Origin of the sequence: Mycobacterium sp. JS623 (genome assembly GCF_000328565.1) — a bacterium.
GTDB lineage: Bacteria > Actinomycetota > Actinomycetes > Mycobacteriales > Mycobacteriaceae > Mycobacterium.
Window position 1 is genome coordinate 2,141,615 of sequence record NC_019966.1, and the last position, 19,260, is coordinate 2,160,874.

Here is a 19,260-nt window from a genome sequence, read left to right on the forward strand (position 1 = left end):
TATGTCCACGCTCGCCGGAGAGCGGTCGCGGCTAGCCCATCGCGTCGACGGGCAGGCGATCCACCCGCGTCAGCACTGAGTGCTTCGGCGGAACGCTGGGGCCGGGGGTGGCCTCCGCTAGCTTCGCTTCGTGGTCTATCCAGCACTCGCCGGCGCGTTCGTCGTAGTCGCCTCCGTAGAAGACGCAGCAGACGCCGATGTCGTCCGGATGATCGGCTGCGCATTGCCAGAAGTCGTCGCCCGCGGCGTGGACGGGCGCCGCAGCGGCGTTGGCGGCCAGTCCGATGGCCAGGCCCGCCGTCATCGCGGCGGTGGCCAGAAGTCCCTTGATGTTCATGGCACTAAGGCTGGAGCGCAGCCGTCATCGCCAAAGCGGGGCGAACTCCGCGAGCCACCGGTCGCTCGTCAGGGTTGTGGCGGCCGCGCCGGCTAGGGGATTAGGGGCGTCTACTTCTTGACAGTGTGCTGCGGGCCCTGCGCCTTCTTGTACAGCGCCTTGAGCATCCGATCGCGGAACTGCGCGTTGTCGATCATCTTGATGCCCGCATTGGCGAACTTCGGGTAGCCGAGCAGCTTGTGGAAGTAGCGGCCGCGCCGGTACTCACGACCCCACGCCGCTTCCATCCGCTGCGCGTAGTTGGTGAAGTCGTCGGGCCCGCCGTTCTGCAGCGCCGCGATCGCACACTCACCCGCGGCCAGCCCCGACTCCAGCGCCTTGGAGATGCCTGCGCCCGACGCCGGTTTGCCCGCGCCCAGCGAGTCGCCCGTGAACAGCACACCGGGACGCCACGGCGGCCACGCAGTGAAGCCCATCGGCAGCCGCCACGCCCGCACGCTCTTGTTCTTCTTCAGCTCTTCGATCGGCGGTAATTCCCACTCGCGGGGAAGTGTGCGCAGGAACTCGCCAAGGAACTGCGTCGCGTTGATCGACTGCCAATTCTTGTAGCTGTTCACATAGCCGAGCCCAATGTTGAAGCGTCCGTTGCCCATTGGGAACACCCAGCCATAACCGGGCAACTGGTCGCCCTGGAACTGCAGCTTCAAATAGATGTCGAGGCTGTCGGAGTCCGGGCGGTTGGCGTGCATCTCGGAGCGGATCGCGATCGCCGAGTAGCCGTTGTACTCCGAATCGATCTTCAGTGCCCGCTTGATGGGGGAGTAGGCGCCGTCGGCCGCGATCACCGCGTCGCCGTACACCTTCTCGCCGCTCTTGCACGTCACGCCCACGACGCGACCGTTCTCGATGATCGGCCCGGTCACCTCGGCCGACTGCCGCACCTCGGCGCCCGCCGACTCCGCGTGCTTGAGCAACAGCGTGTCCAGCTCCGTGCGACTCACGGTGTGGCCGTGGTCGGGCATCCCCGGGCGCTTCGGGAACGACAGCTCCCACTGGCTGGGGCTGAACACCGTCACGCGGTTGACCCGGTGAAATTCGGAGACCTCGTGCGACAGCCCCATCTTCTGCAGATAGCTGACGGCCCGCGCGGTCAGTCCGTCGCCACACGGCTTGTCCCGCGGAAACTCGGCCTTGTCCAGCACCACTACCTTGGCGCCGGTCTGTGCGGCCTGCCACGCGGCGGCCGAACCCGAAGGCCCGCCACCTGCAATGACCAGGTCGTATCGCTGCGTCATACGTCTCTCTCGTCACTTGGCTGTCGCACAATTATTACCCAGCGTGACGGGTGGGTTCTTGGCAAGCAAATTTGCCTGGCCAGCGCAGCAAAACCCCGTGTTGGCGGACGGTCTGAGCAGGTCAGCGACGTCCGGGCGGTACAGTAAGCGGGTGCGGCGAGGGTCCAGGTCACGTTCCAGCAGCGAGCCGGGTGTCAAAGTAGACGCCCGCAGCGAGCGCTGGCGTGAGCATCGCAAGAAGGTGCGATCAGAGATCGTCGACGCCGCGTTCAGGGCCATTGACCGCCTCGGACCCGAATTGAGCCTGCGCGAGATCGCCGAGGAGGCGGGTACCGCGAAGCCAAAGATTTACCGCCATTTCACCGACAAGTCAGATCTGTTCCAGGCGATCGGTGAGCGGCTGCGCGACATGCTGTGGCTGGCGATCATCCCGTCGATCAACCTGTCCAGTGACTCGGCGCGGGAAGTCATCCGCCGCAGCGTCGAGCAATACGTGCGACTGGTCGACGAGCACCCCAATGTGTGCCGTTTCCTGATCCAGGGCCGGTTCGCCGAGCAGAGCGAGTCGACGATGCGTGCGCTCAACGAGGGTCGCGGCGTCACGCTGGCGATGGCCGACATGTTCAACAACGAGCTGCGTGAGATGGAACTCGACGGCGCGGCAATCGAACTCGCCGCATACACCACATTCGGTTCGGCGGCCGCCGCCACCGACTGGTGGTTGGGACCCGACGTCGACAGTCCGCGTCGGATGCCACCTGATGAGTTCATAGCGCATATGACGACGATCATGCTCGGCTCCATCAACGGCACCTGCGAGCTGCTCGGCATCAAAATCGATCCGGACCTTCCGCTGCACGAAGGTGTGCGTCGTCGCGAACACGTCGCCTAACCAAAGCTGGTGGCGCAATGGATGAGCCGCACTCCGCCGAGCTGACCGAGACTCAGCTGCGGGTGCGCGCCCTCGAAAGCGTGCTCGCGGAAAAGGGTTACGTGGACCCGCGGCGCTCGACGCAATCATCGAGACCTACGAAACCAAGATCGGTCCCCACAATGGCGCGACGGTCGTTGCGAAGGCGTGGACGGACGCGGCTTACCGCGACTGGCTGCTGCGGCCGCCGAAGGGTCTTCGTCCGACGGCTACGCCCGGTGGCTTGCCGCGCTGGAGCGAGTGATTGAGGACAACGGGATCGCCGACCCGCCCATGCTTGGCCGCTACCGTGACGCATGGCGTCGCGCCGCCGCACGAACCCCACACGGTGTGCCGATCGAACTTCAACCGTGCGACTTTCAGTGAGATTGACAGCTCCGGTATGCGGTACCGCTGGTCCCGTATACTTGCTCCGATCGACAGAAACGTCCTCGTCAGGAAGGACCCTCGATGACTGTTGCCGCCGAGCGAGCTGCTGAGGATACCCAACAGCCCGTACACACCCGCGCGCTGATCATCGGCACCGGCTTCTCCGGTCTCGGGATGGCCATCGAGCTACAGCGACGTGGCGTCGACTTCTTAGTCCTGGAGAAGGCCGACGAGATCGGCGGCACCTGGCGGGATAACACCTATCCCGGATGCGCGTGCGACATCCCGTCGCACATGTACTCGTTCTCGTTCGAGCCCAAGCCCGACTGGCAGCACATGTGGTCACTCCAGCCGGAGATCCTCGACTACCTCAAGGGCGTGACCGAAAAGTACGGGCTGCGCCGCTACATCTCGTTCGGATCCCATGTCGACCGTGCGCATTGGGACGACGACGAGTTGCGCTGGCACGTGTTCACCAAGGATGGCCGCGAGTTCGTCGCGCAGTTCGTGGTCTCCGGCGTTGGCGGTCTGCACATCCCGCTGGTTCCGGAGTTCGAGGGATTCGACCAATTCACCGGCGCCGCTTTCCATTCCGCGCAGTGGGACCACAGCGTGGACCTGACGGGCAAGCGGGTGGCGGTGATCGGTACCGGCGCCAGCGCGATCCAGATCGTGCCCGAGATCGTCAAGGACGTCGGCGCGCTACAGCTGTATCAGCGCACCCCGGCGTGGGTGATGCCGCGGCCCAACAACCCGATTCCCGAGTGGATGCGCGACACGTTCACCAACGTCCCCGGCACGCGGGCGGCGATGCGGGCGGGCATCTACTGGATTCACGAGGCCGTCGGCTTCGCGATGACGAAGCAGCCGCGGCTGCTCAAACTCGGTGAGCTGATGGGTAAGTGGAACATCCGGCGCTCGGTCAAAGACCGCGAGCTGCGCCGAAAGCTCACCCCGAATTATCGCGCCGGCTGCAAGCGGATCCTCAACTCCGATACCTACTACCGCGGCGTCGCCGATCCGAAGACCGAGGTCATCACCGACGGCATCGCCCGGTTCACTCCCCGCGGCATCGTCACGTCCGACGGCGCCGAGCGTGACGTCGACGTCGTCGTCTTCGCCACCGGATTCCACGTCACCGACTCGTATACCTACGTCGATATCAAGGGGCCCGGCGGTGAGGATCTGGGGGACCGGTGGACCCGCGAGGGGGTGTCGGCGCTGCGCGGCATCACCATTGCCGACATGCCGAACCTGTTCTTCCTGCTCGGGCCGAACACCGCACTGGGACACAACTCGGTGGTGTTCATGATCGAGTCGCAGATCCGGTATGCGGCGCATGCGATCGCGGCGGTCGACAAGGCAGGCGCGCAGGCGCTGGCGCCGACTCGCGCGGCGGCCGATGCGTACAACGCCGAACTGCAGCGCGAGTTGGCGGGCACAGTGTGGAGCACCGGAGGTTGCCGGAGCTGGTACATGGACGAGCACGGGGTGAACCGGACGCTGTACAGCGGGATGACCTGGCAGTACTGGCTGGCAACCCGCAGATTCAAGGCGTCGGAGTACAAGTTCTTCGGCGCCGGGTCGACAAACTAGGGCGACACGCCAACACAAGATGTCGCGGTACCGGCCGTTGTCGCACCCCAGGGGTAGTGTCGGAGCTGCCGGTTCGGCAAGCCTACTTCTGCGGCGAATGGGGTTCTAGTGAGTGATGGCATGAAGCTGATCGACCGTGTTTCGGCCATCAACTGGAACCGCCTGCAAGACGAAAAAGACGCCGAGGTGTGGGACCGGCTGACCGGAAATTTCTGGTTGCCAGAGAAGGTGCCGGTGTCCAACGACATCCCGTCGTGGAACACGCTGACCGCCCGCGAAAAGCAGCTGACGATGCGGGTGTTCACGGGCCTGACGCTGCTCGACACCATTCAGGGCACGGTCGGCGCAGTCAGCCTGATCCCGGATGCGCTGACGCCGCACGAGGAGGCGGTCTACACCAACATCGCATTCATGGAGTCGGTACACGCGCGCAGCTACAGCAACATCTTCTCGACACTGTGCTCGACCGCCGAGATCGATGACGCGTTCCGCTGGTCGGAGGAGAACCCAAACCTCCAGCGCAAGGCCGAGATCGTCATGCAGTACTACAAGGGTGACGAGCCGCTGAAGCGCAAAGTGGCCTCCACGCTGCTGGAGAGCTTCTTGTTCTACTCAGGCTTCTATCTGCCGATGTATTGGTCGTCGCGCGCCAAGCTGACCAACACCGCCGACATGATCCGGCTGATCATCCGCGACGAGGCCGTGCACGGCTATTACATCGGCTACAAGTACCAAAAGGGCCTGGCGCTCGAGGACGAGGCCCGCAGGGCCGAGCTCAAGGACTACACCTACGAGCTGCTGTTCGAGCTGTACGACAACGAAGTCGAGTACACGCAAGATCTGTACGACGAGGTCGGGCTGACCGAGGACGTCAAGAAGTTCTTGCGTTACAACGCGAACAAGGCGTTGATGAACCTCGGATACGAGGCGCTGTTCCCGCGCGACGAGACCGACGTGAATCCCGCTATCCTGTCGGCACTTTCACCGAATGCCGACGAGAATCACGACTTCTTCTCGGGCTCGGGCTCGTCCTATGTGATCGGCAAGGCCGTCAACACCGAAGACGAGGACTGGGACTTCTAGGCGCCGCGGATCAGTACCAATATCGGCGGCCGCTGCGGCACGAGACCGATCACGAAGCACCACCGTAGCGATGATAGCGGGACGATCACGGTTGCTCCGAATTGGAATTGTCGCGATACGATGCGGCCACCGAACTCGTCAACAGTTCGGTGGCGGCAACGAAAGAGGCGCTGAACCTAGTTCTTGAACGCGTCCTTGACCTTCTCGCCGGCGTCTTTCAGGCTGGATTTGGCCTGGTCGACCTTGCCCCGATTTTCGGTGTCTTTGTCCCCGGTCGTCTTGCCGAGAGCCTCTTTGGCCTTGCCGCCGAGGTCGTCGATCTTGTTGCTGGCTTTGTCTTGGGCGCCCATGATTCATCCTTTGGTCGAAGGTGGGTTTGAGCTCAGAGTTGAACCTTCTCCGTGTATACCCATTTGCAGGATCCATCAAACCCAGGCGAACCCGCCGGGGTCGCGGTCAGCGGCCCGTGCGCTCGCGGTGCTTGCATCCGGGCCAGCAGCACGGCCGACGCATGCCTTCCGCGAGATTCTCCTGCGATCCGCCGGTGGCTTGCGACGACCCCGCCCGGTACTCGTTGGCTGCGGATGCGGCCGGAGTCTAGACGGTCGCGACGATAAGTTGCTCAGCGCTCGGCGGCCGTAGACCGTCGGTACGTCCGGCGAAGTAGTGCGCCGCGAGGGCGTCCGGACCGACATGCTCAACCACGGAAAACCCTGCGGCGCAGCACAACTCGACCATTTCCTCGGGCGCGTAATGACTGAGGAACGGCGTGCCGGATGCGGCCGCAGCAGCTTCGACCGATTCCTGCATCGGGCGCTCGGCCGCGTCCACCAAGTCCACCGGCAACATAAACGTCATGACCAGCACCGAACCGCCCGCCATCGCGGCGACCTGCCGGAGTGTCGTCTCGGTGGCTTCCCTTGTCAGATACATGCTCACGCCCATCGACGAGAGCACTGCTGGATGATGTGCGTCGAAGCCATTGGCCCGCAAGGCATCCGGGAACGTATCGCCGCGTTCGAAGTCGACCGGGACGAATTGCAGGTTCTCTCCGGGCGGATAACCAATCTCGGTGAGCCTGCGCCTCTTCCAGTCCTGGGTACCTGGCTGGTCCACCTCGAAGATCCGCACCACGATGTCGCGATGGCGCTGAGCGAAGGTGTCCAGCCCGGCGCCAAGAATGACGTATTGCCTGATGCCGGCCGCTGCGCGATCGATAACCAGGTCGTCCAGATATCGGGCGCGTGCCACGATCGACGCGCGGAACGCGCGGGTCCCGTCGGGATTCATGTCGGGCCGCTGGCGCCAGTCCGGATCTGGCTCGGCCAGTTGCAGACCGATCCGGTCGTCGAGCACGTGCGGCGGCGCGTCGACTTCGGTGTGCAGCGCGCGCCACAGCGCGGTGCGTACGGCGGTGCTGTCAGGTGCTGATGTCTTCTGGCTCATTTGGCTGGTGCCTGCAGCTTCCACTCGCGGCCGTCGGGGTCGCGAACCGTCATCAGCCTTGTGCCCCAATGGGTGTCCTCCCACTCGCTGACAACTTCGACGGAGGCGTCGAGCTCGAACGCGTCGGCGTCTGGCACAGCCAGCACCAGGTGCCTGTGTGTCGGCTCGGTCTCAGGAACCTCCGCGATGAATAGGTACGGTCCGTCGCCGCGGCGCAGCTGACCGGAGTTGTGGTCGGTCGCGAACTCGATTTCATAGCCCAGCGTCTGAAAGAACTTCGCCGACTTGCCCCAGTTGTGGGTTTCCAGGAACACAGCTTCGATGCCCTCGGTCGTCATTCAGCCCTCCTTCGTCGATTGCGTGCCGTGGGTGTCGAGGTAGGACCGCAACGCATCGGCCACCAACGCCGACAGAGATGACTCCGTCTCGATCGCATGGTGCTTGACCCGCCTGATCAAGCCGACCGGCAGGTACACGTTGAACTGCTTGACGTCCTCGTCGCCCACGGGAACCAGGCTAGCATGCTAGCAATCTAGTGTCACTACACCTTGCGACAGACGCAAAAGGCCCCGAACACGCGGCGCGTCGGGGCCTTCTGCGTCTGCTCTCGTTACGTAGTCTCGACTCGCTCGTGGGCGTCTTCGATGACGGTGCGGCCGATCTCCGCGTACGCCTCCGGCTTGGCGAACCGCATCCACGCCGCGTAGGCCAACCCGAGCGCGAACACCCCCAGGATGATGTACGGGCCCGCCTTGAACACCAGCGAGTTGGCGGCATAACCCGCCGCGAAAGCGCGGTTGTCCCACAGCAGCCACACCACGTACAGCATCGCCACCGCGCCGATCAGCGGCGCGATCAACGTGGTAATCACGTTGCCGCGGTGGGTCTTTCGCACCCAGAAGTACCAAATCACGGCCGCGGAACAGATGGCCTGCACCAGCAGGATCGCCGCCGTGCCGATCAGCGCCAGCAGGCCGTAGATGTTGGTGTAGGGGACCAGCGACGGGGTGTCCACCGGAACGCCGTTGGCGTCGGGCACCTGCACCGCGGTGAAGCCTGCAAACAACAGCACAATCACCAGCGTGATCACCGCCTGCACCGCCGAGGCGATAGAGGGCGACCCATGTTTGGCGTGCGTCGAGCCCACGGTGGAACGCATTGCGTTAGAAGGGATTTCGCGGCCAAGAGCGTACAGGTAACGAGACGCCGCGTTGTGGAATGCCAGCGCGCATGCGAACGATCCGATGACCAGCAGGATCTTGTAGACATCGAGTAGCACGCTGCCGAGGTTGGTCTTCACCAGCCCGAAGAACAGGTCGAGTGGCGATGCGCTGATCGACGTCTCGATCGATGTCTTCGCGCCGTTGCCCGCGACGACCATCGCCGAGATGAAGGTGTAGAACAGTCCAAGCCCGATCACCGCGATCAGGGTGGCTCTCGGGATGATCTTCTTCGGGTTGCGCGACTCCTCGCCGTAGACGGCCGTCGTCTCGAAGCCAACCCACGACCAGAACGCGAAGAACAGACCGATCGCCATCGACCCGGCAGCCGCCGCGGTGCCGAATGCTCCGGCGGGCAGGCTCTCGAACGCGTTGTTCAGCAGCACCGTCTGGTTCAGCATGAACCCGTTCGGGCCGCCGCCCCTGACGATCACCGAGAACGCCAGCGCGAGCAGCACGCACACCTCGGACACCAGAGTCACGCCGAGAATCGCCGCGGTCAGGCTGATGTGGAAGTGGCAGAGCACCGCAATGATCACGATCGCACCGATGGCGAAAACCAGCCACGGGACGTTCACGCCCGTGATGGTGTTCACCGCGTCATTGGCGAAATACGCGCAGCCACCGATCAGCGAACCCTCGAAGATCACGTAGGCGAACGTGGCGAGCAGGCCGCTGGCCATGCCCCATACCTGGCCCAGTCCGTGGGAAATAAAGCCGTAGAACGCACCCGTGGTGGTGATGTGCTTCGCCATAGCGACGTAGCCCAGCGCGAAGACCGTCAACACGATCGTCGCGAACAGGAAGCCCGCCGGAGCGCCCAATCCGTTGCCGAACCCGACCGCGATCGGCACGTTGCCGGTCATCGCCGTGATCGGCGCCGCGTTGGCGACGGCCATGAAGATGACCGCAACGATGCCGACGGCCCCCTTCTTGAGGCCTGCCGACGGCGGAGCGGTTGTCTCGACGGCTGCGGATTCAGTTGCCACCGCGGGCCTCCTGGTTCGGATCAGAGTGCGTGAGCGGCCTGCGACGCCGCAGTCCGTAGTGAGCTTCGCACCTCGAGATCGACTCGACAACCGGAAGACACCTGTCGGTACCAACTTGCATGGTTGTTGTTCGTGGCGAAGGCAGGACGCAGCACCAACACTGGCTGCGCGACCACCACGTCGTTGCGGGCAACCCGCTAACCGAGGACCAGATCAAAGAGCTAGTGCGCCACCTCACCGCTGACGGGTCTGCGGCACCGACGCGCCGATCAGGCGCGCAATGAAGAGGTGTCGATGACGAAGCGGTATCGCACGTCGCTGGCGAGCACCCGCTCGTATGCCTCGTTGATGTAATCGGGTGTGATTACCTCGATTTCGGGGCGCACGTCATGCTCGGCGCAGAAGTCCAACATCTCCTGCGTCTCAGCGATGCCGCCGATCATCGAGCCCGAGAGGCTGCGCCGGCCAGCGGCCAGCGGGAAGACCGGCACCGGCATCGGCTTTTCCGGGATGCCCAGTTCGACCAGCGTGCCGTCGGTGGCAAGCAGATTGAGGTAGTCGCCCATGTTCAGGTTCGCCGACACGGTGTTCAGGATGACGTCGAAGCGACCTGCCAACTTGGCGAAGGTGTCCGGGTCGCTGGTCGCGTAATACTCGTCGGCACCGAGGCGCAGCCCGTCCTCCATCTTCTTCAGCGACTGGCTCAGCACCGTCACGTGGGCACCCATCGCGTGCGCGAGCTTGACGCCCATGTGGCCGAGGCCGCCGAGGCCGATGACCGCGACCTGCTTTTCGGGGCCCGCATTCCAGTGCCGCAGAGGCGAATACAGCGTGATGCCCGCGCACAGCAGCGGTGCGGCGGCGTCGAGTGGGACGCTGTCGGGGATCCGCAACACGTAGTTCTCGTCGACGACGATGGCGCCGCTGTAGCCACCGTAGGTCGGCTCGCCGTCTTTGAGGAAGGCGTTGTAGGTGCCGACCATGCCGCCGCCCGTGCAGTACTGCTCGAGGCCGGCCTTGCAGTTGTCGCACTCACGGCAGGAGTCGACGAAGCAGCCGACACCGACGCGGTCGCCGACCTTGTACTTGGTCACCTCGGAGCCGACCTCGGTCACGATGCCAGCGATCTCGTGGCCCGGGACGACGGGGTAGTTGGGCTGACCCCATTCGGCCTTGACGGTGTGAATGTCGGAGTGACAGATGCCTGCGAAATGAATGTCGAACGCAACATCGTGCGGCCCTACATCGCGGCGGTTGATCGTGGTCTTGGTCAATGGTTCAGTGGCCGACGTTGCGGCATACGCGGTAACAGTGCTCATCACGATCCTCTTTGGTGTCTTCACAGTTTGGTGTCTTCACAGCAAGTGCTAAGGAATTAGCGGAAGCTGGATGGATTCAGCGAACTAGCCGCAACAGTGCGGCCCACAGGAGACAACGGCTGACCTGACGGCCTTAATCCCGGTTCCGCCTGTGAGTTGGACCCTAGAGGCCGGGCGCCCGGAACGCGCCGTTGAACGTGGTCCGCTCGTATCGGGCCACGCCCTCCTGTACGTAGGGATCGCGATCAAGCAGCGCCTGGGCATTTTCGGCAGAGATATCGGCGGTGATGAGAACACCTCCGGATCCGTCCTCCTGACGCCCCGCGAGAATCAGGTTGCCCGCCTCGATTTCGGCCGCCAGAAACTCCAGATGGGCGGGACGGGTCTGCTCGACGACGTCCGGCGGTTGCAGGTAGGTCGACTTCAGGACGTGGATCACGTGCGCGACATTAGTTGATCGGGGCGTTGAGCCACTTCAGGTCCGCCAGTATGCCCCGCGCGGCGACGATGCCCTCGCCGGTCTGCCACACCTCGTTGTTGACCGCGAACACTCGGTTATCGCGATTAGCTGACAACTTCTTCCACGCGTCGCTGCCCAGCACTGTCGGCGCGCGGTCCCTGGCCGCGGCCGAGGCGAACGAAATGTAGACGATGTCACCGTCGGCGGCCGAGAAGTCGGGGGACTCCTCCATCTCGGCGTCGGTGATACCGATCTCGATATACGGCTTGTCGGTAAAGCGTTGCGCCGCAGGGCGATCCGCGCCGACGGCGCCCAGCACGCTGCCCGGGAACGTGTCCGCTCCGTACACCCGCATCGTGGTATCGGTGAACTGCACCACCGACGCCTGGAAGTGGGTGGCGTCGTTGTCCGCGCCTGTCCTGTCGGCGTCCTTCTCGAAGCCGTCGACCAGACCGTTGGCGGCATCGAGCCGTCCGGTCGCCGCGCCGACGGTGCGCAGGTTGTCCTCCCACTTCGCACCCGGCGGGCCGGTGAACACCGTCGGCGCGATCGCGGTCAGCTGCGGATAGGCGTCCGGCGTCAGCGCCGCCGAGCCGAGGATGAGATCGGGGTTGGCCGCCTTGATCGCCTGCATGTCGGGCTGGCTGCGTGAGCCGGCGCCGGGCACATCGTGCACGACCTTGCCGAGATATGACGGCTGGCTGTTCGAGCCGTCGGCCAGCGCGGCCGCGACGATGCGCGACTGCAGGCCCAACGCGCACAGTGCGTCCAGCTGATCGCCCGAAAGCACGACGATGCGCTGCGAGTCGGCCCGCACGGTGGTGGTGCCCGCCGCGTGACGAACCTCTCGATCCGGCGGGCCCGGATCGAGAGGCGCGGGGTCGGGAGCACACGATTCGTCGGGCCTGCGCTGGTTGCCGAGCACACCCGCGCTAGCGATCTTGGTGGTGCTGGTGATGACCGACTGTTCCTCCGATTGCGACGGTGCGCTCTGGGATCCGCAACCGCTTGCGAGCGTCACCACGACGGCGGTGAACACGGCGGTGGAGGCGCTGACGATGCCTACTCGCCGCCCGCTGATCAGCACGCCGCCGACGGTAACATCCGGGCTGCTCGCTGCTGGTCAGGCCGCCAGGCTCCGATGTCGCTGTGCATTTACGACAGTTTGTAGGACCCATGCCGACACCGGGGCCGCCGAGAGATAGGATTCGGAACAAGACTGCGGGGTATGTCCCGACTGGATGTTTGGAGGACCTGTTGGTAGCCGAAGCGCCCCCAATCGGAGAACTCGAGGCTCGCCGTCCGTTTCCGGCCCGCCTCGGCCCGAAGGGCAACCTGGTCTACAAGCTGGTGACGACCACCGATCACAAGCTGATCGGCATCATGTACTGCGTCGCCTGCTTCATCTTCTTCTTCATCGGCGGGCTGATGGCGCTGTTCATGCGCACCGAGCTGGCGCTGCCGGGGCTGCAGTTCCTGTCCAATGAGCAGTTCAACCAGCTGTTCACCATGCACGGCACGGTGATGCTGCTGTTCTATGCGACGCCGATCGTGTTCGGATTCGCCAACCTAGTGTTGCCGCTGCAGATCGGCGCGCCCGACGTGGCGTTCCCCCGGCTGAACGCGTTCTCGTTCTGGCTGTTCCTGTTCGGCGCGACGATCGCGATCGCCGGCTTCATCACCCCCGGCGGCGCAGCCGACTTCGGCTGGACCGCCTACACCCCGCTGACCGACGCGATCCACTCGCCTGGTGCGGGCGGTGACCTGTGGATCATGGGCCTGGCCGTCGGTGGTCTTGGCACCATCCTCGGTGGCGTCAACATGATCACCACCGTCGTCTGCATGCGCGCCCCCGGCATGACCATGTTCCGGATGCCGATCTTCACCTGGAACATCCTGGTGACGTCGATCCTGGTGCTGCTGGCCTTCCCGCTGCTGACCGCGGCGCTGTTCGGCCTGGCCGCCGACCGTCACCTCGGTGCGCACATCTATGACCCCGCCAACGGCGGTGTGTTGTTGTGGCAGCACCTGTTCTGGTTCTTCGGCCACCCCGAGGTGTACATCATCGCGTTGCCGTTCTTCGGCATCGTCACCGAGATCTTCCCGGTGTTCTCGCGCAAGCCGATCTTCGGCTACACCACGCTGATCTACGCCACGCTGTCGATCGCGGCGCTGTCGGTCGCGGTGTGGGCGCACCACATGTACGCGACGGGCGCCGTGCTACTGCCGTTCTTCTCCTTCATGACGTTCCTGATCGCGGTGCCCACGGGTATCAAGTTCTTCAACTGGATCGGCACGATGTGGAAGGGCCAGTTGACGTTTGAAACGCCGATGCTGTTCTCGGTCGGCTTCCTCGTCACGTTCCTGCTCGGCGGTCTTTCCGGCGTGCTGCTGGCCAGCCCGCCCATCGACTTCCACGTCACCGACTCGTATTTCGTTGTGGCGCACTTCCACTACGTGTTGTTCGGCACCATCGTGTTCGCCACCTACGCGGGCATCTACTTCTGGTTCCCGAAGATGACGGGCCGGCTGCTCGACGAGCGACTGGGCAAGCTGCACTTCTGGCTGACGTTCATCGGCTTCCACACCACGTTCCTGGTGCAGCACTGGCTGGGTGACGAAGGCATGCCGCGCCGCTACGCCGACTACCTGCCGACCGATGGGTTCACCACCCTGAACGTCGTTTCGACCATCGGCGCGTTCATCCTCGGGGTGTCGACCATCCCGTTCGTGTGGAACGTGTTCAAGAGCTGGCGTTACGGCGAGCCGGTCATGGTCGACGACCCATGGGGCTACGGCAACTCGCTGGAGTGGGCAACCAGCTGCCCGCCGCCGCGGCACAACTTCACCGAGCTGCCCCGAATCCGTTCGGAGCGGCCGGCATTCGAACTGCACTATCCGCACATGGTAGATCGGATGCGCGCCGAGGCACACGTCGGCCGGGCGCACGGCCCCGACGACGGTGACGTGACGCGGCTGGACGACGAGCACGTCCGCACCTGACACTCCGGCGGTGAGCATGTCAAAGGTGTCGGTGCTCATCACCGTCACCGGACACGATCAGCCAGGTGTCACCTCGGCGCTGTTCGAGGTGCTGTCGCGGCACAAGGTCGAGCTCCTCAACGTCGAACAGGTGGTCATCCGCGGCCGATTGACGCTGGGCGTCCTTGTAGTCGGCCCGCAGGACGTGGCAGGCGGTTCCGAGCTCCGCCGCGAGGTGGAGGACGCCATCCACGGCATCGGTCTCCTCGACGTGACGATTGAGCGCAGCGACTCGTTGCCGGTGATGCGAGAACCCTCGACGCACACCATCGTTGTGCTCGGCCGGCCGATCACCGCCGAATCGTTCGGCGTGGTGGCCCGCGAACTGGCGGCCCGCGGCGTCAACATCGATTTCATCCGAGGCGTTTCCGACTATCCCGTAACGGGTTTGGAGCTACGGGTGTCGGTGCCGCAGAACGGCGTATACGAACGGCTGCAGGCCGCAATGGCCAGGGTCGCGGTCGATGAGGGTGTCGATATCGCCCTTGAGGACTACAGCCTGTCGCGACGGGCCAAGCGGCTCATCGTCTTTGACGTCGACTCCACCCTGATTCAGGGTGAGGTCATCGAGATGCTCGCCGCCCGTGCAGGCGCGGAGGCGGCCGTCGCGGCCGTTACCGAAGCGGCGATGCGCGGCGAACTGGACTTCGCAGAGTCGTTGCACCGCAGGGTCGCAACGCTGGAAGGGCTGCCCGCCGAGGTGCTCGACGATATCGGCGAGCAGATCGAGTTGACGCCGGGCGCGCGCACCACGCTGCGCACGTTGCGCCGGCTCGGGTATCACTGCGGCATCGTGTCCGGCGGTTTCCGCCAGGTCATCGACCCGCTCGCGCACGAGCTGAAGATGGACTTCGTCGCGGCCAACGAGCTCGAGATCGTCGACGGCAAGCTGACGGGTCGCGTGATCGGCCCCGTGATCGACCGCGCCGGAAAAGCCAAGGCGCTGAGGGACTTTGCCGCCCAGGCCGGGGTGCCGATGGAACAGACCGTGGCTGTCGGCGACGGCGCCAACGACATCGACATGCTGTCGGCCGCGGGGCTGGGAGTGGCGTTCAACGCCAAACCCGCGCTGCGGGAAGTCGCCGACGCATCGCTGAGCCATCCGTACCTGGACACGGTGCTGTTCCTGCTTGGCATCACACGCGGTGAAATCGAGGCGGCCGACTCGCGCGACGGGGTAGTCCGCCGGGTCGAGATTCCTGAAAACGAGTAAAAACCTGGGCTTGGTTCTCGACATACGCTAGGCTTTGCATACAGTATTCGACAAGGGATTCTCAATGACGACCCTGCTTCTGCATCATTCGTGTTTTGCCAATCATCAGACCGCACACGGCCATCCGGAGCGGCCCGACCGCTATCGGGTGGTGGAGTCGGTGCTCGGCCGGCCCGAATTCGAACCGCTGATGCGCGAGGAGGCTGAGCTCGCCGACCTCGACACGACGCGCTACGTGCACAGCAACCGCTACGTCGACGGCCTCGAGTCCGTCCGGCCCGACGCCGGCTACGTCTATCTCGACGGCGGCGACACCATGATGGAGCCGTCGACGTGGGAGGTGGTGCTGCGCGGTGTCGGTGCGACGGTGCAAGCCGTCGACAAGGTGTGCAGCGGGCAAGTGCAGAACGCCTTCGTCGCATGCCGTCCGCCGGGCCACCACGCGGAAACCGAACGGGCGATGGGGTTTTGCTTGTTCAACAACATCAGCATCGGTGCGCGACATGCACAACGCCACCACGGTCTCGAGCGAGTGGCAATTGTCGATTTCGACGTTCACCACGGCAACGGCACCCAGGAGATCTTCTACTCCGATCCCAGCGTGCTCTATGCCTCCACACATCAGATGCCGTTGTTCCCCGGCACGGGGGCAGTCCGCGAAACGGGTGTGGGCAACATCTTCAACTCGCCACTCGCGGCAGGCGATGGCGGCGCGGAACTCCGCGAAGCCTTCGAGGATAGAATCCTGCCTGCGTTGGACGCCTTCAGTCCGGAGCTGATCATCGTCTCCGCCGGGTTCGATGCGCATGAGCGCGACCCGCTCGGTTCGTTGCAGATGACGGCCGACGATTTCGCGTGGGTGACACGGGCAATCATGGAGTCGGCGGAGAAGAACTGCGACGGACGCTTGGTAGCCGTGCTCGAAGGTGGTTACGACCTTGTAGGCCTTGCTGATTCGGTGAGCGCCCACGTCGGCGAACTGATGAAGGGTTAGACGACCAGCGCGGTCGGCTCCGGCGCAGCGGTACCGGTGACGCTGTGCCAGGCGCGAGCCAGTAACTCCACCGCCTCGGCCAACCGGTCGTCGGGCAGGGTGTAGGGCACTCGGATGAACCTCTCGAGCGTGCCGTCGACGCCGAACCGGGGGCCGGGCGGGATGACCAGCCCAAGCCGCGAAGCCGCTGCCGACAGTGCCGAACTGGTTGGCGCGGGCAGCCGCACCCACAGCGACATTCCGCCGTGGCTTTCACCGGCCGACCAGTCCGGAAGATGTTCACGCAGAAGCCTTCTCAGCAGTGCGCGGCGATGACGCAGAATCTCGCGGCGCTCGGCCAAGAGGTCGTCGGCCATGCCGAACAGCCGTGCCGCGGCAAGCTGTTCGACGATTGCGGTTCCCATATCGATCGACGGGCGCACCGCGGCGATCGTCGCCAGTGTGCTGCGCTCCGCGCGGATCCAGCCGATGCGTAGGCCGCCCCAGAACGACTTCGACACTGACCCGATGGTCAACACAAGATCTCGCCGGGACGGCATGAAAGCCGCCATCGGCGCGGGGACCGGCCGGTCCAGCCACATGTCGGCGATCGTTTCGTCAATGATTGTGCGAGTGCGGGTTTCGGCGATGACGGCGCCTAGGCGCCTGCGGCCGTCTTCGGAAAGCGTCATGCCCGTCGGGTTGTGATTATCGACGACCAGGTAGGCCAGACGCGGTGAGAGCTGACGAACCGCGGCGTCGAGCGCGTCGAGTTCCCAGCCGTCATCGGCCATCGCCACGGGCACCGGTCGCGCCCCACTGGTGATGATCGCCGACAACGCGCCGTGGTACGTCGGCTGCTCGACCAGTACGCGATCGCCAGGTTGGGCGTAGGTCGCCAGGATCAACCCGATCGCGTGTAACGCGCCGGTCGTCACCATGATCTCGTCGGGCTCGGTGGGTAGGCCTCTGGCGCAATATCTTTCGGCGATCGCCTTGCGCAACGGGGCGACGCCGACCAGCTCGACGCCAATGTCATGCAGATACGGCATCACGTCGCGGGCCGCGTCCGAAAAGGCGTCCATCATCGGGCCGACCGGGGCGGCCAGCGTTGCTTCGGCCAGGCTGGCCGTGGCCGCTGCTGGGGCCGCGACGGGTGTGCCGCCGGAGACGGGCAGCGCGGTGGTGCTGCGCGCTCCGCGCCGCGCGTTGAGGTAGCCGTCTTCGCGCAACTGCGTGTACGCAGCGGTGACCGTGGTTCGGGAGACGCGCAGCGAATCGGCGAGCGCCCGCTCGCTCGGCAGTCGCGCGCCGACGGGCAGGCGTCCGTCGACGATCAACATCCGGATGCCATCCGCCAGCCCCAGGTACGCCGGCCCGCTGCGACTGGACGTGCGCCAGTTCCCCAGCTCGCGAGCCAACAGGTCCTCATCGAGCGCTCTGGCTCCCATTTCAATCGACATTTGCAGGCCAGTATGCGGCAACTGGATATTGAGAAGCAAGCCAGTTGGCCGGATTATCGGGTCATGACCATGAATTGGACTTCCAAAGTGGCCCGGCCGCTGGCCCGGTTCTTCCAGCCGGCGGAAACCATGCCGGCCGAGTTCGTCGACCGTGACGCCGAACGCATCCGTCGGGAATTAGATCTGATCCGGATCCGCTTTCCTCACCATGCGTAAAGCCACCCTGCGCGGCCTGGCTCTACTAGTCGGCCTCTGCGGCTACGGCTTCTCGATGGCGGTGATGGTGCGGGCCGGGCTAGGTCTGGACCCGTGGGACGTGTTTCACCAGGGGTTGTCTAGACACACCGGGATGACCATCGGTGTCGCGTCGGCAGTGGTCGGTGTTGCGGTGCTGTTGGCGTGGATCCCGCTTCGCAACCGCCCCGGCATCGGCACGATCGCCAACGTCATCGTGATCGCGATCACCGTCGACGCCGGGCTTTGGCTGCTGCCCACGCCGACGGCGCTTCCGGTGCGCAGCGCGATGATGGTGGGCGCGGTCGTGCTCAACGCGTTGAGCACGGTCCTCTACATCGGCGCCGCGCTCGGCCCGGGTCCGCGCGACGGTCTGATGACCGGATTGGTCGTGCGCATTGGCCTTTCGGTGCGGCTGGTCCGCACGTCGATCGAGGCCACTGTGCTGGCCGTCGGCTGGCTTCTCGGCGGAACGGTCGGCGTCGGCACCGTGCTGTACGCGTTGGGCATCGGCCCGCTGGTGCAACTGTTCCTGCGCATCACGCCGAAGCGGGTGCTCGCGGTCAGCGGTTGGGCTTCCGTGGCCGAGGCGAGCGACTTGGGCGCGCAATACTCGACGGATGGCGATAGCGGAGCAGCTGACTCGCGACGCGATCGCGCTGGCGTCTGATTCGTCGCGCGCCATCCTGGGCATTGCGGGCAGCCCGGGCGCCGGGAAGTCGACGCTTGTCGACGAGCTACTTGGCCGCATCCGCGCGATCAAGGGCGACGACTGGGTCGCGCACATCCCGATGGACGGTTTCCACCTGGCCGATGCCCAGCTCGACCGCATCGGCGCACTGGCCCGCAAGGGGGCCCCGGACACCTTCGACGCGGCCGGTTACGCGCATCTGCTCGAGCGGGTGCGCCGCGAGGTCGACGAGCCGGTGTATGTGCCCGGCTTCGACCGCGTGCTGGAACAGCCGCTGGCCGCCGCGCTGGTCGTGTTGCCGTCGGCGCGGCTCGTCGTCACCGAGGGCAACTATCTGCTGCTTGACGATCCGCAGTGGGTGCAGGCGCGTCGCGCCATGGACGCCGTCTGGTTCGTCGCGAGCGAGGAGACCATGCGAGTGGAGCGTCTTGTGGCGCGTCATATCCAGTACGGCAAGTCTCCGCATGAGGCCCGCGCCTGGGTAGCCACCACTGACCAACGCAACTCCGAACTGGTGGAGCGCACGGCGTCGAAGGCTGACCGCGTCATCGTCACCGGGTAGCGATTTGTGTGCAGTTCGCAGCGCTGACCAGCAACAA

The 19,260-nt window shown here is 64.9% G+C and carries 21 protein-coding genes and 1 pseudogene; 10 read left to right on the forward strand and 12 right to left on the reverse strand.

The features are described 5' to 3' along the window. Positions 1-31 precede the first annotated feature (31 nt). Together MYCSM_RS10380 and MYCSM_RS10385 are read right to left on the reverse strand one after the other, a co-directional pair. On the reverse strand, positions 32-337 hold the full coding sequence (locus MYCSM_RS10380) for a hypothetical protein (RefSeq protein WP_015306107.1): 306 nt from the start codon (positions 335-337) through the stop codon (positions 32-34). Positions 338-447: 110 nt separating this feature from the next. Then, positions 448-1,632, reverse strand: coding sequence for an NAD(P)/FAD-dependent oxidoreductase (locus tag MYCSM_RS10385; RefSeq protein ID WP_015306108.1), 1,185 nt, complete (start codon positions 1,630-1,632; stop codon positions 448-450). Positions 1,633-1,783: 151 nt separating this feature from the next. Between MYCSM_RS10385 and MYCSM_RS10390 the strand changes: the two genes are divergently transcribed. From MYCSM_RS10390 to nrdF, 4 genes are all read left to right on the forward strand, one after another. After that, positions 1,784-2,524, forward strand: coding sequence for a TetR/AcrR family transcriptional regulator (locus MYCSM_RS10390; RefSeq protein ID WP_015306109.1), 741 nt, complete (start codon positions 1,784-1,786; stop codon positions 2,522-2,524). Positions 2,525-2,710: 186 nt separating this feature from the next. Next, positions 2,711-2,929 carry a hypothetical protein gene (locus tag MYCSM_RS38135; protein ID WP_051073739.1) on the forward strand — a complete coding sequence of 73 codons (219 nt, stop codon included), beginning with the start codon at positions 2,711-2,713 and terminating at the stop codon, positions 2,927-2,929. 84 nt (positions 2,930-3,013) lie between these two features. Further along, complete coding sequence (locus MYCSM_RS10400) at positions 3,014-4,528, forward strand: flavin-containing monooxygenase (RefSeq protein ID WP_015306110.1); 1,515 nt, start codon at positions 3,014-3,016, stop codon at positions 4,526-4,528. A 120-nt stretch (positions 4,529-4,648) separates the two neighbouring features. Further along, positions 4,649-5,611: a class 1b ribonucleoside-diphosphate reductase subunit beta gene (nrdF, locus tag MYCSM_RS10405; RefSeq protein WP_015306111.1), complete on the forward strand. Its 963-nt coding sequence runs from the start codon at positions 4,649-4,651 to the stop codon at positions 5,609-5,611. A gap of 176 nt (positions 5,612-5,787) precedes the next feature. On the opposite strand, the gene MYCSM_RS10410 is transcribed toward nrdF, so the two are convergent. From MYCSM_RS10410 to MYCSM_RS10445, 9 genes and pseudogenes are all read right to left on the reverse strand, one after another. Continuing rightward, complete coding sequence (locus MYCSM_RS10410) at positions 5,788-5,961, reverse strand: CsbD family protein (RefSeq protein WP_015306112.1); 174 nt, start codon at positions 5,959-5,961, stop codon at positions 5,788-5,790. A gap of 106 nt (positions 5,962-6,067) precedes the next feature. Next, positions 6,068-6,148: pseudogene (locus tag MYCSM_RS39035) on the reverse strand (YdeI/OmpD-associated family protein); the annotation flags it as partial. Positions 6,149-6,208: 60 nt separating this feature from the next. Continuing rightward, the gene (locus MYCSM_RS10415) at positions 6,209-7,057 is read right to left on the reverse strand and encodes a class I SAM-dependent methyltransferase (RefSeq protein ID WP_015306113.1); all 849 of its coding nucleotides are present in this window, start codon (positions 7,055-7,057) and stop codon (positions 6,209-6,211) included. Beyond that, positions 7,054-7,395: a VOC family protein gene (locus MYCSM_RS10420; RefSeq protein ID WP_015306114.1), complete on the reverse strand. Its 342-nt coding sequence runs from the start codon at positions 7,393-7,395 to the stop codon at positions 7,054-7,056. Before MYCSM_RS10420 ends, MYCSM_RS10415 begins: the two co-directional genes overlap by 4 nt. Continuing rightward, entirely contained in the window at positions 7,396-7,563 is a 168-nt protein-coding gene (locus MYCSM_RS10425) for a ribbon-helix-helix domain-containing protein (RefSeq protein ID WP_015306115.1), read from the reverse strand. Positions 7,564-7,667: 104 nt separating this feature from the next. After that, entirely contained in the window at positions 7,668-9,266 is a 1,599-nt protein-coding gene (locus tag MYCSM_RS10430; RefSeq protein ID WP_015306116.1) for an APC family permease, read from the reverse strand. Between the two features lie 269 nt (positions 9,267-9,535). Further along, on the reverse strand, positions 9,536-10,585 hold the full coding sequence (locus MYCSM_RS10435) for an NAD(P)-dependent alcohol dehydrogenase (protein WP_015306117.1): 1,050 nt from the start codon (positions 10,583-10,585) through the stop codon (positions 9,536-9,538). 163 nt (positions 10,586-10,748) lie between these two features. After that, the gene (locus MYCSM_RS10440; protein WP_015306118.1) at positions 10,749-11,024 is read right to left on the reverse strand and encodes a YciI family protein; all 276 of its coding nucleotides are present in this window, start codon (positions 11,022-11,024) and stop codon (positions 10,749-10,751) included. A gap of 10 nt (positions 11,025-11,034) precedes the next feature. Then, on the reverse strand, positions 11,035-12,132 hold the full coding sequence (locus MYCSM_RS10445) for an iron-siderophore ABC transporter substrate-binding protein (RefSeq protein ID WP_015306119.1): 1,098 nt from the start codon (positions 12,130-12,132) through the stop codon (positions 11,035-11,037). A 170-nt stretch (positions 12,133-12,302) separates the two neighbouring features. Between MYCSM_RS10445 and ctaD the strand changes: the two genes are divergently transcribed. From ctaD to MYCSM_RS10460, 3 genes are all read left to right on the forward strand, one after another. Then, positions 12,303-14,048, forward strand: coding sequence for an aa3-type cytochrome oxidase subunit I (ctaD, locus tag MYCSM_RS10450; protein WP_015306120.1), 1,746 nt, complete (start codon positions 12,303-12,305; stop codon positions 14,046-14,048). 16 nt (positions 14,049-14,064) lie between these two features. Continuing rightward, complete coding sequence (serB, locus tag MYCSM_RS10455; protein WP_015306121.1) at positions 14,065-15,300, forward strand: phosphoserine phosphatase SerB; 1,236 nt, start codon at positions 14,065-14,067, stop codon at positions 15,298-15,300. A 64-nt stretch (positions 15,301-15,364) separates the two neighbouring features. Further along, entirely contained in the window at positions 15,365-16,294 is a 930-nt protein-coding gene (locus MYCSM_RS10460; RefSeq protein WP_015306122.1) for a histone deacetylase family protein, read from the forward strand. Here MYCSM_RS10460 and yczR read toward each other — a convergent pair. Continuing rightward, positions 16,291-17,736, reverse strand: coding sequence for a MocR-like transcription factor YczR (gene yczR / locus MYCSM_RS10465; RefSeq protein WP_015306123.1), 1,446 nt, complete (start codon positions 17,734-17,736; stop codon positions 16,291-16,293). The two genes, MYCSM_RS10460 and yczR, sit on opposite strands and share 4 nt — an antisense overlap. Before the next feature lie 12 nt (positions 17,737-17,748). Here yczR and MYCSM_RS10470 point away from each other — a divergent pair, with 12 nt between their 5' ends. The 3 genes from MYCSM_RS10470 to MYCSM_RS10480 are packed head-to-tail and all read left to right on the forward strand — an operon-like array spanning position 17,749 to position 19,223. Then, the gene (locus MYCSM_RS10470; RefSeq protein ID WP_015306124.1) at positions 17,749-17,952 is read left to right on the forward strand and encodes a hypothetical protein; all 204 of its coding nucleotides are present in this window, start codon (positions 17,749-17,751) and stop codon (positions 17,950-17,952) included. Then, entirely contained in the window at positions 17,945-18,640 is a 696-nt protein-coding gene (yczE, locus tag MYCSM_RS10475) for a membrane protein YczE (protein WP_015306125.1), read from the forward strand. Before MYCSM_RS10470 ends, yczE begins: the two co-directional genes overlap by 8 nt. Then, positions 18,591-19,223: a nucleoside/nucleotide kinase family protein gene (locus MYCSM_RS10480; protein WP_015306126.1), complete on the forward strand. Its 633-nt coding sequence runs from the start codon at positions 18,591-18,593 to the stop codon at positions 19,221-19,223. Before yczE ends, MYCSM_RS10480 begins: the two co-directional genes overlap by 50 nt. The last annotated feature ends 37 nt before the right edge of the window (positions 19,224-19,260 follow it).

Bases quoted from the DNA above. Each gene is read 5' to 3' on its own strand.
- MYCSM_RS10420 (WP_015306114.1), bottom strand. From the start codon at position 7,395: ATGACGACCGAGGGCATCGAAGCTGTGTTCCTGGAAACCCACAACTGG.
- MYCSM_RS10380 (WP_015306107.1), bottom strand. From the start codon at position 337: ATGAACATCAAGGGACTTCTGGCCACCGCCGCGATGACGGCGGGCCTG.
- nrdF (WP_015306111.1), top strand. From the start codon at position 4,649: ATGAAGCTGATCGACCGTGTTTCGGCCATCAACTGGAACCGCCTGCAA.
- MYCSM_RS10460 (WP_015306122.1), top strand. From the start codon at position 15,365: ATGACGACCCTGCTTCTGCATCATTCGTGTTTTGCCAATCATCAGACC.
- MYCSM_RS10480 (WP_015306126.1), top strand. From the start codon at position 18,591: ATGGCGATAGCGGAGCAGCTGACTCGCGACGCGATCGCGCTGGCGTCT.
- MYCSM_RS10385 (WP_015306108.1), bottom strand. From the start codon at position 1,632: ATGACGCAGCGATACGACCTGGTCATTGCAGGTGGCGGGCCTTCGGGT.
- serB (WP_015306121.1), top strand. From the start codon at position 14,065: ATGTCAAAGGTGTCGGTGCTCATCACCGTCACCGGACACGATCAGCCA.
- yczR (WP_015306123.1), bottom strand. From the start codon at position 17,736: ATGTCGATTGAAATGGGAGCCAGAGCGCTCGATGAGGACCTGTTGGCT.
- MYCSM_RS10470 (WP_015306124.1), top strand. From the start codon at position 17,749: ATGCGGCAACTGGATATTGAGAAGCAAGCCAGTTGGCCGGATTATCGG.
- MYCSM_RS10410 (WP_015306112.1), bottom strand. From the start codon at position 5,961: ATGGGCGCCCAAGACAAAGCCAGCAACAAGATCGACGACCTCGGCGGC.
- MYCSM_RS10435 (WP_015306117.1), bottom strand. From the start codon at position 10,585: ATGAGCACTGTTACCGCGTATGCCGCAACGTCGGCCACTGAACCATTG.
- yczE (WP_015306125.1), top strand. From the start codon at position 17,945: ATGCGTAAAGCCACCCTGCGCGGCCTGGCTCTACTAGTCGGCCTCTGC.
- MYCSM_RS10415 (WP_015306113.1), bottom strand. From the start codon at position 7,057: ATGAGCCAGAAGACATCAGCACCTGACAGCACCGCCGTACGCACCGCG.
- MYCSM_RS10400 (WP_015306110.1), top strand. From the start codon at position 3,014: ATGACTGTTGCCGCCGAGCGAGCTGCTGAGGATACCCAACAGCCCGTA.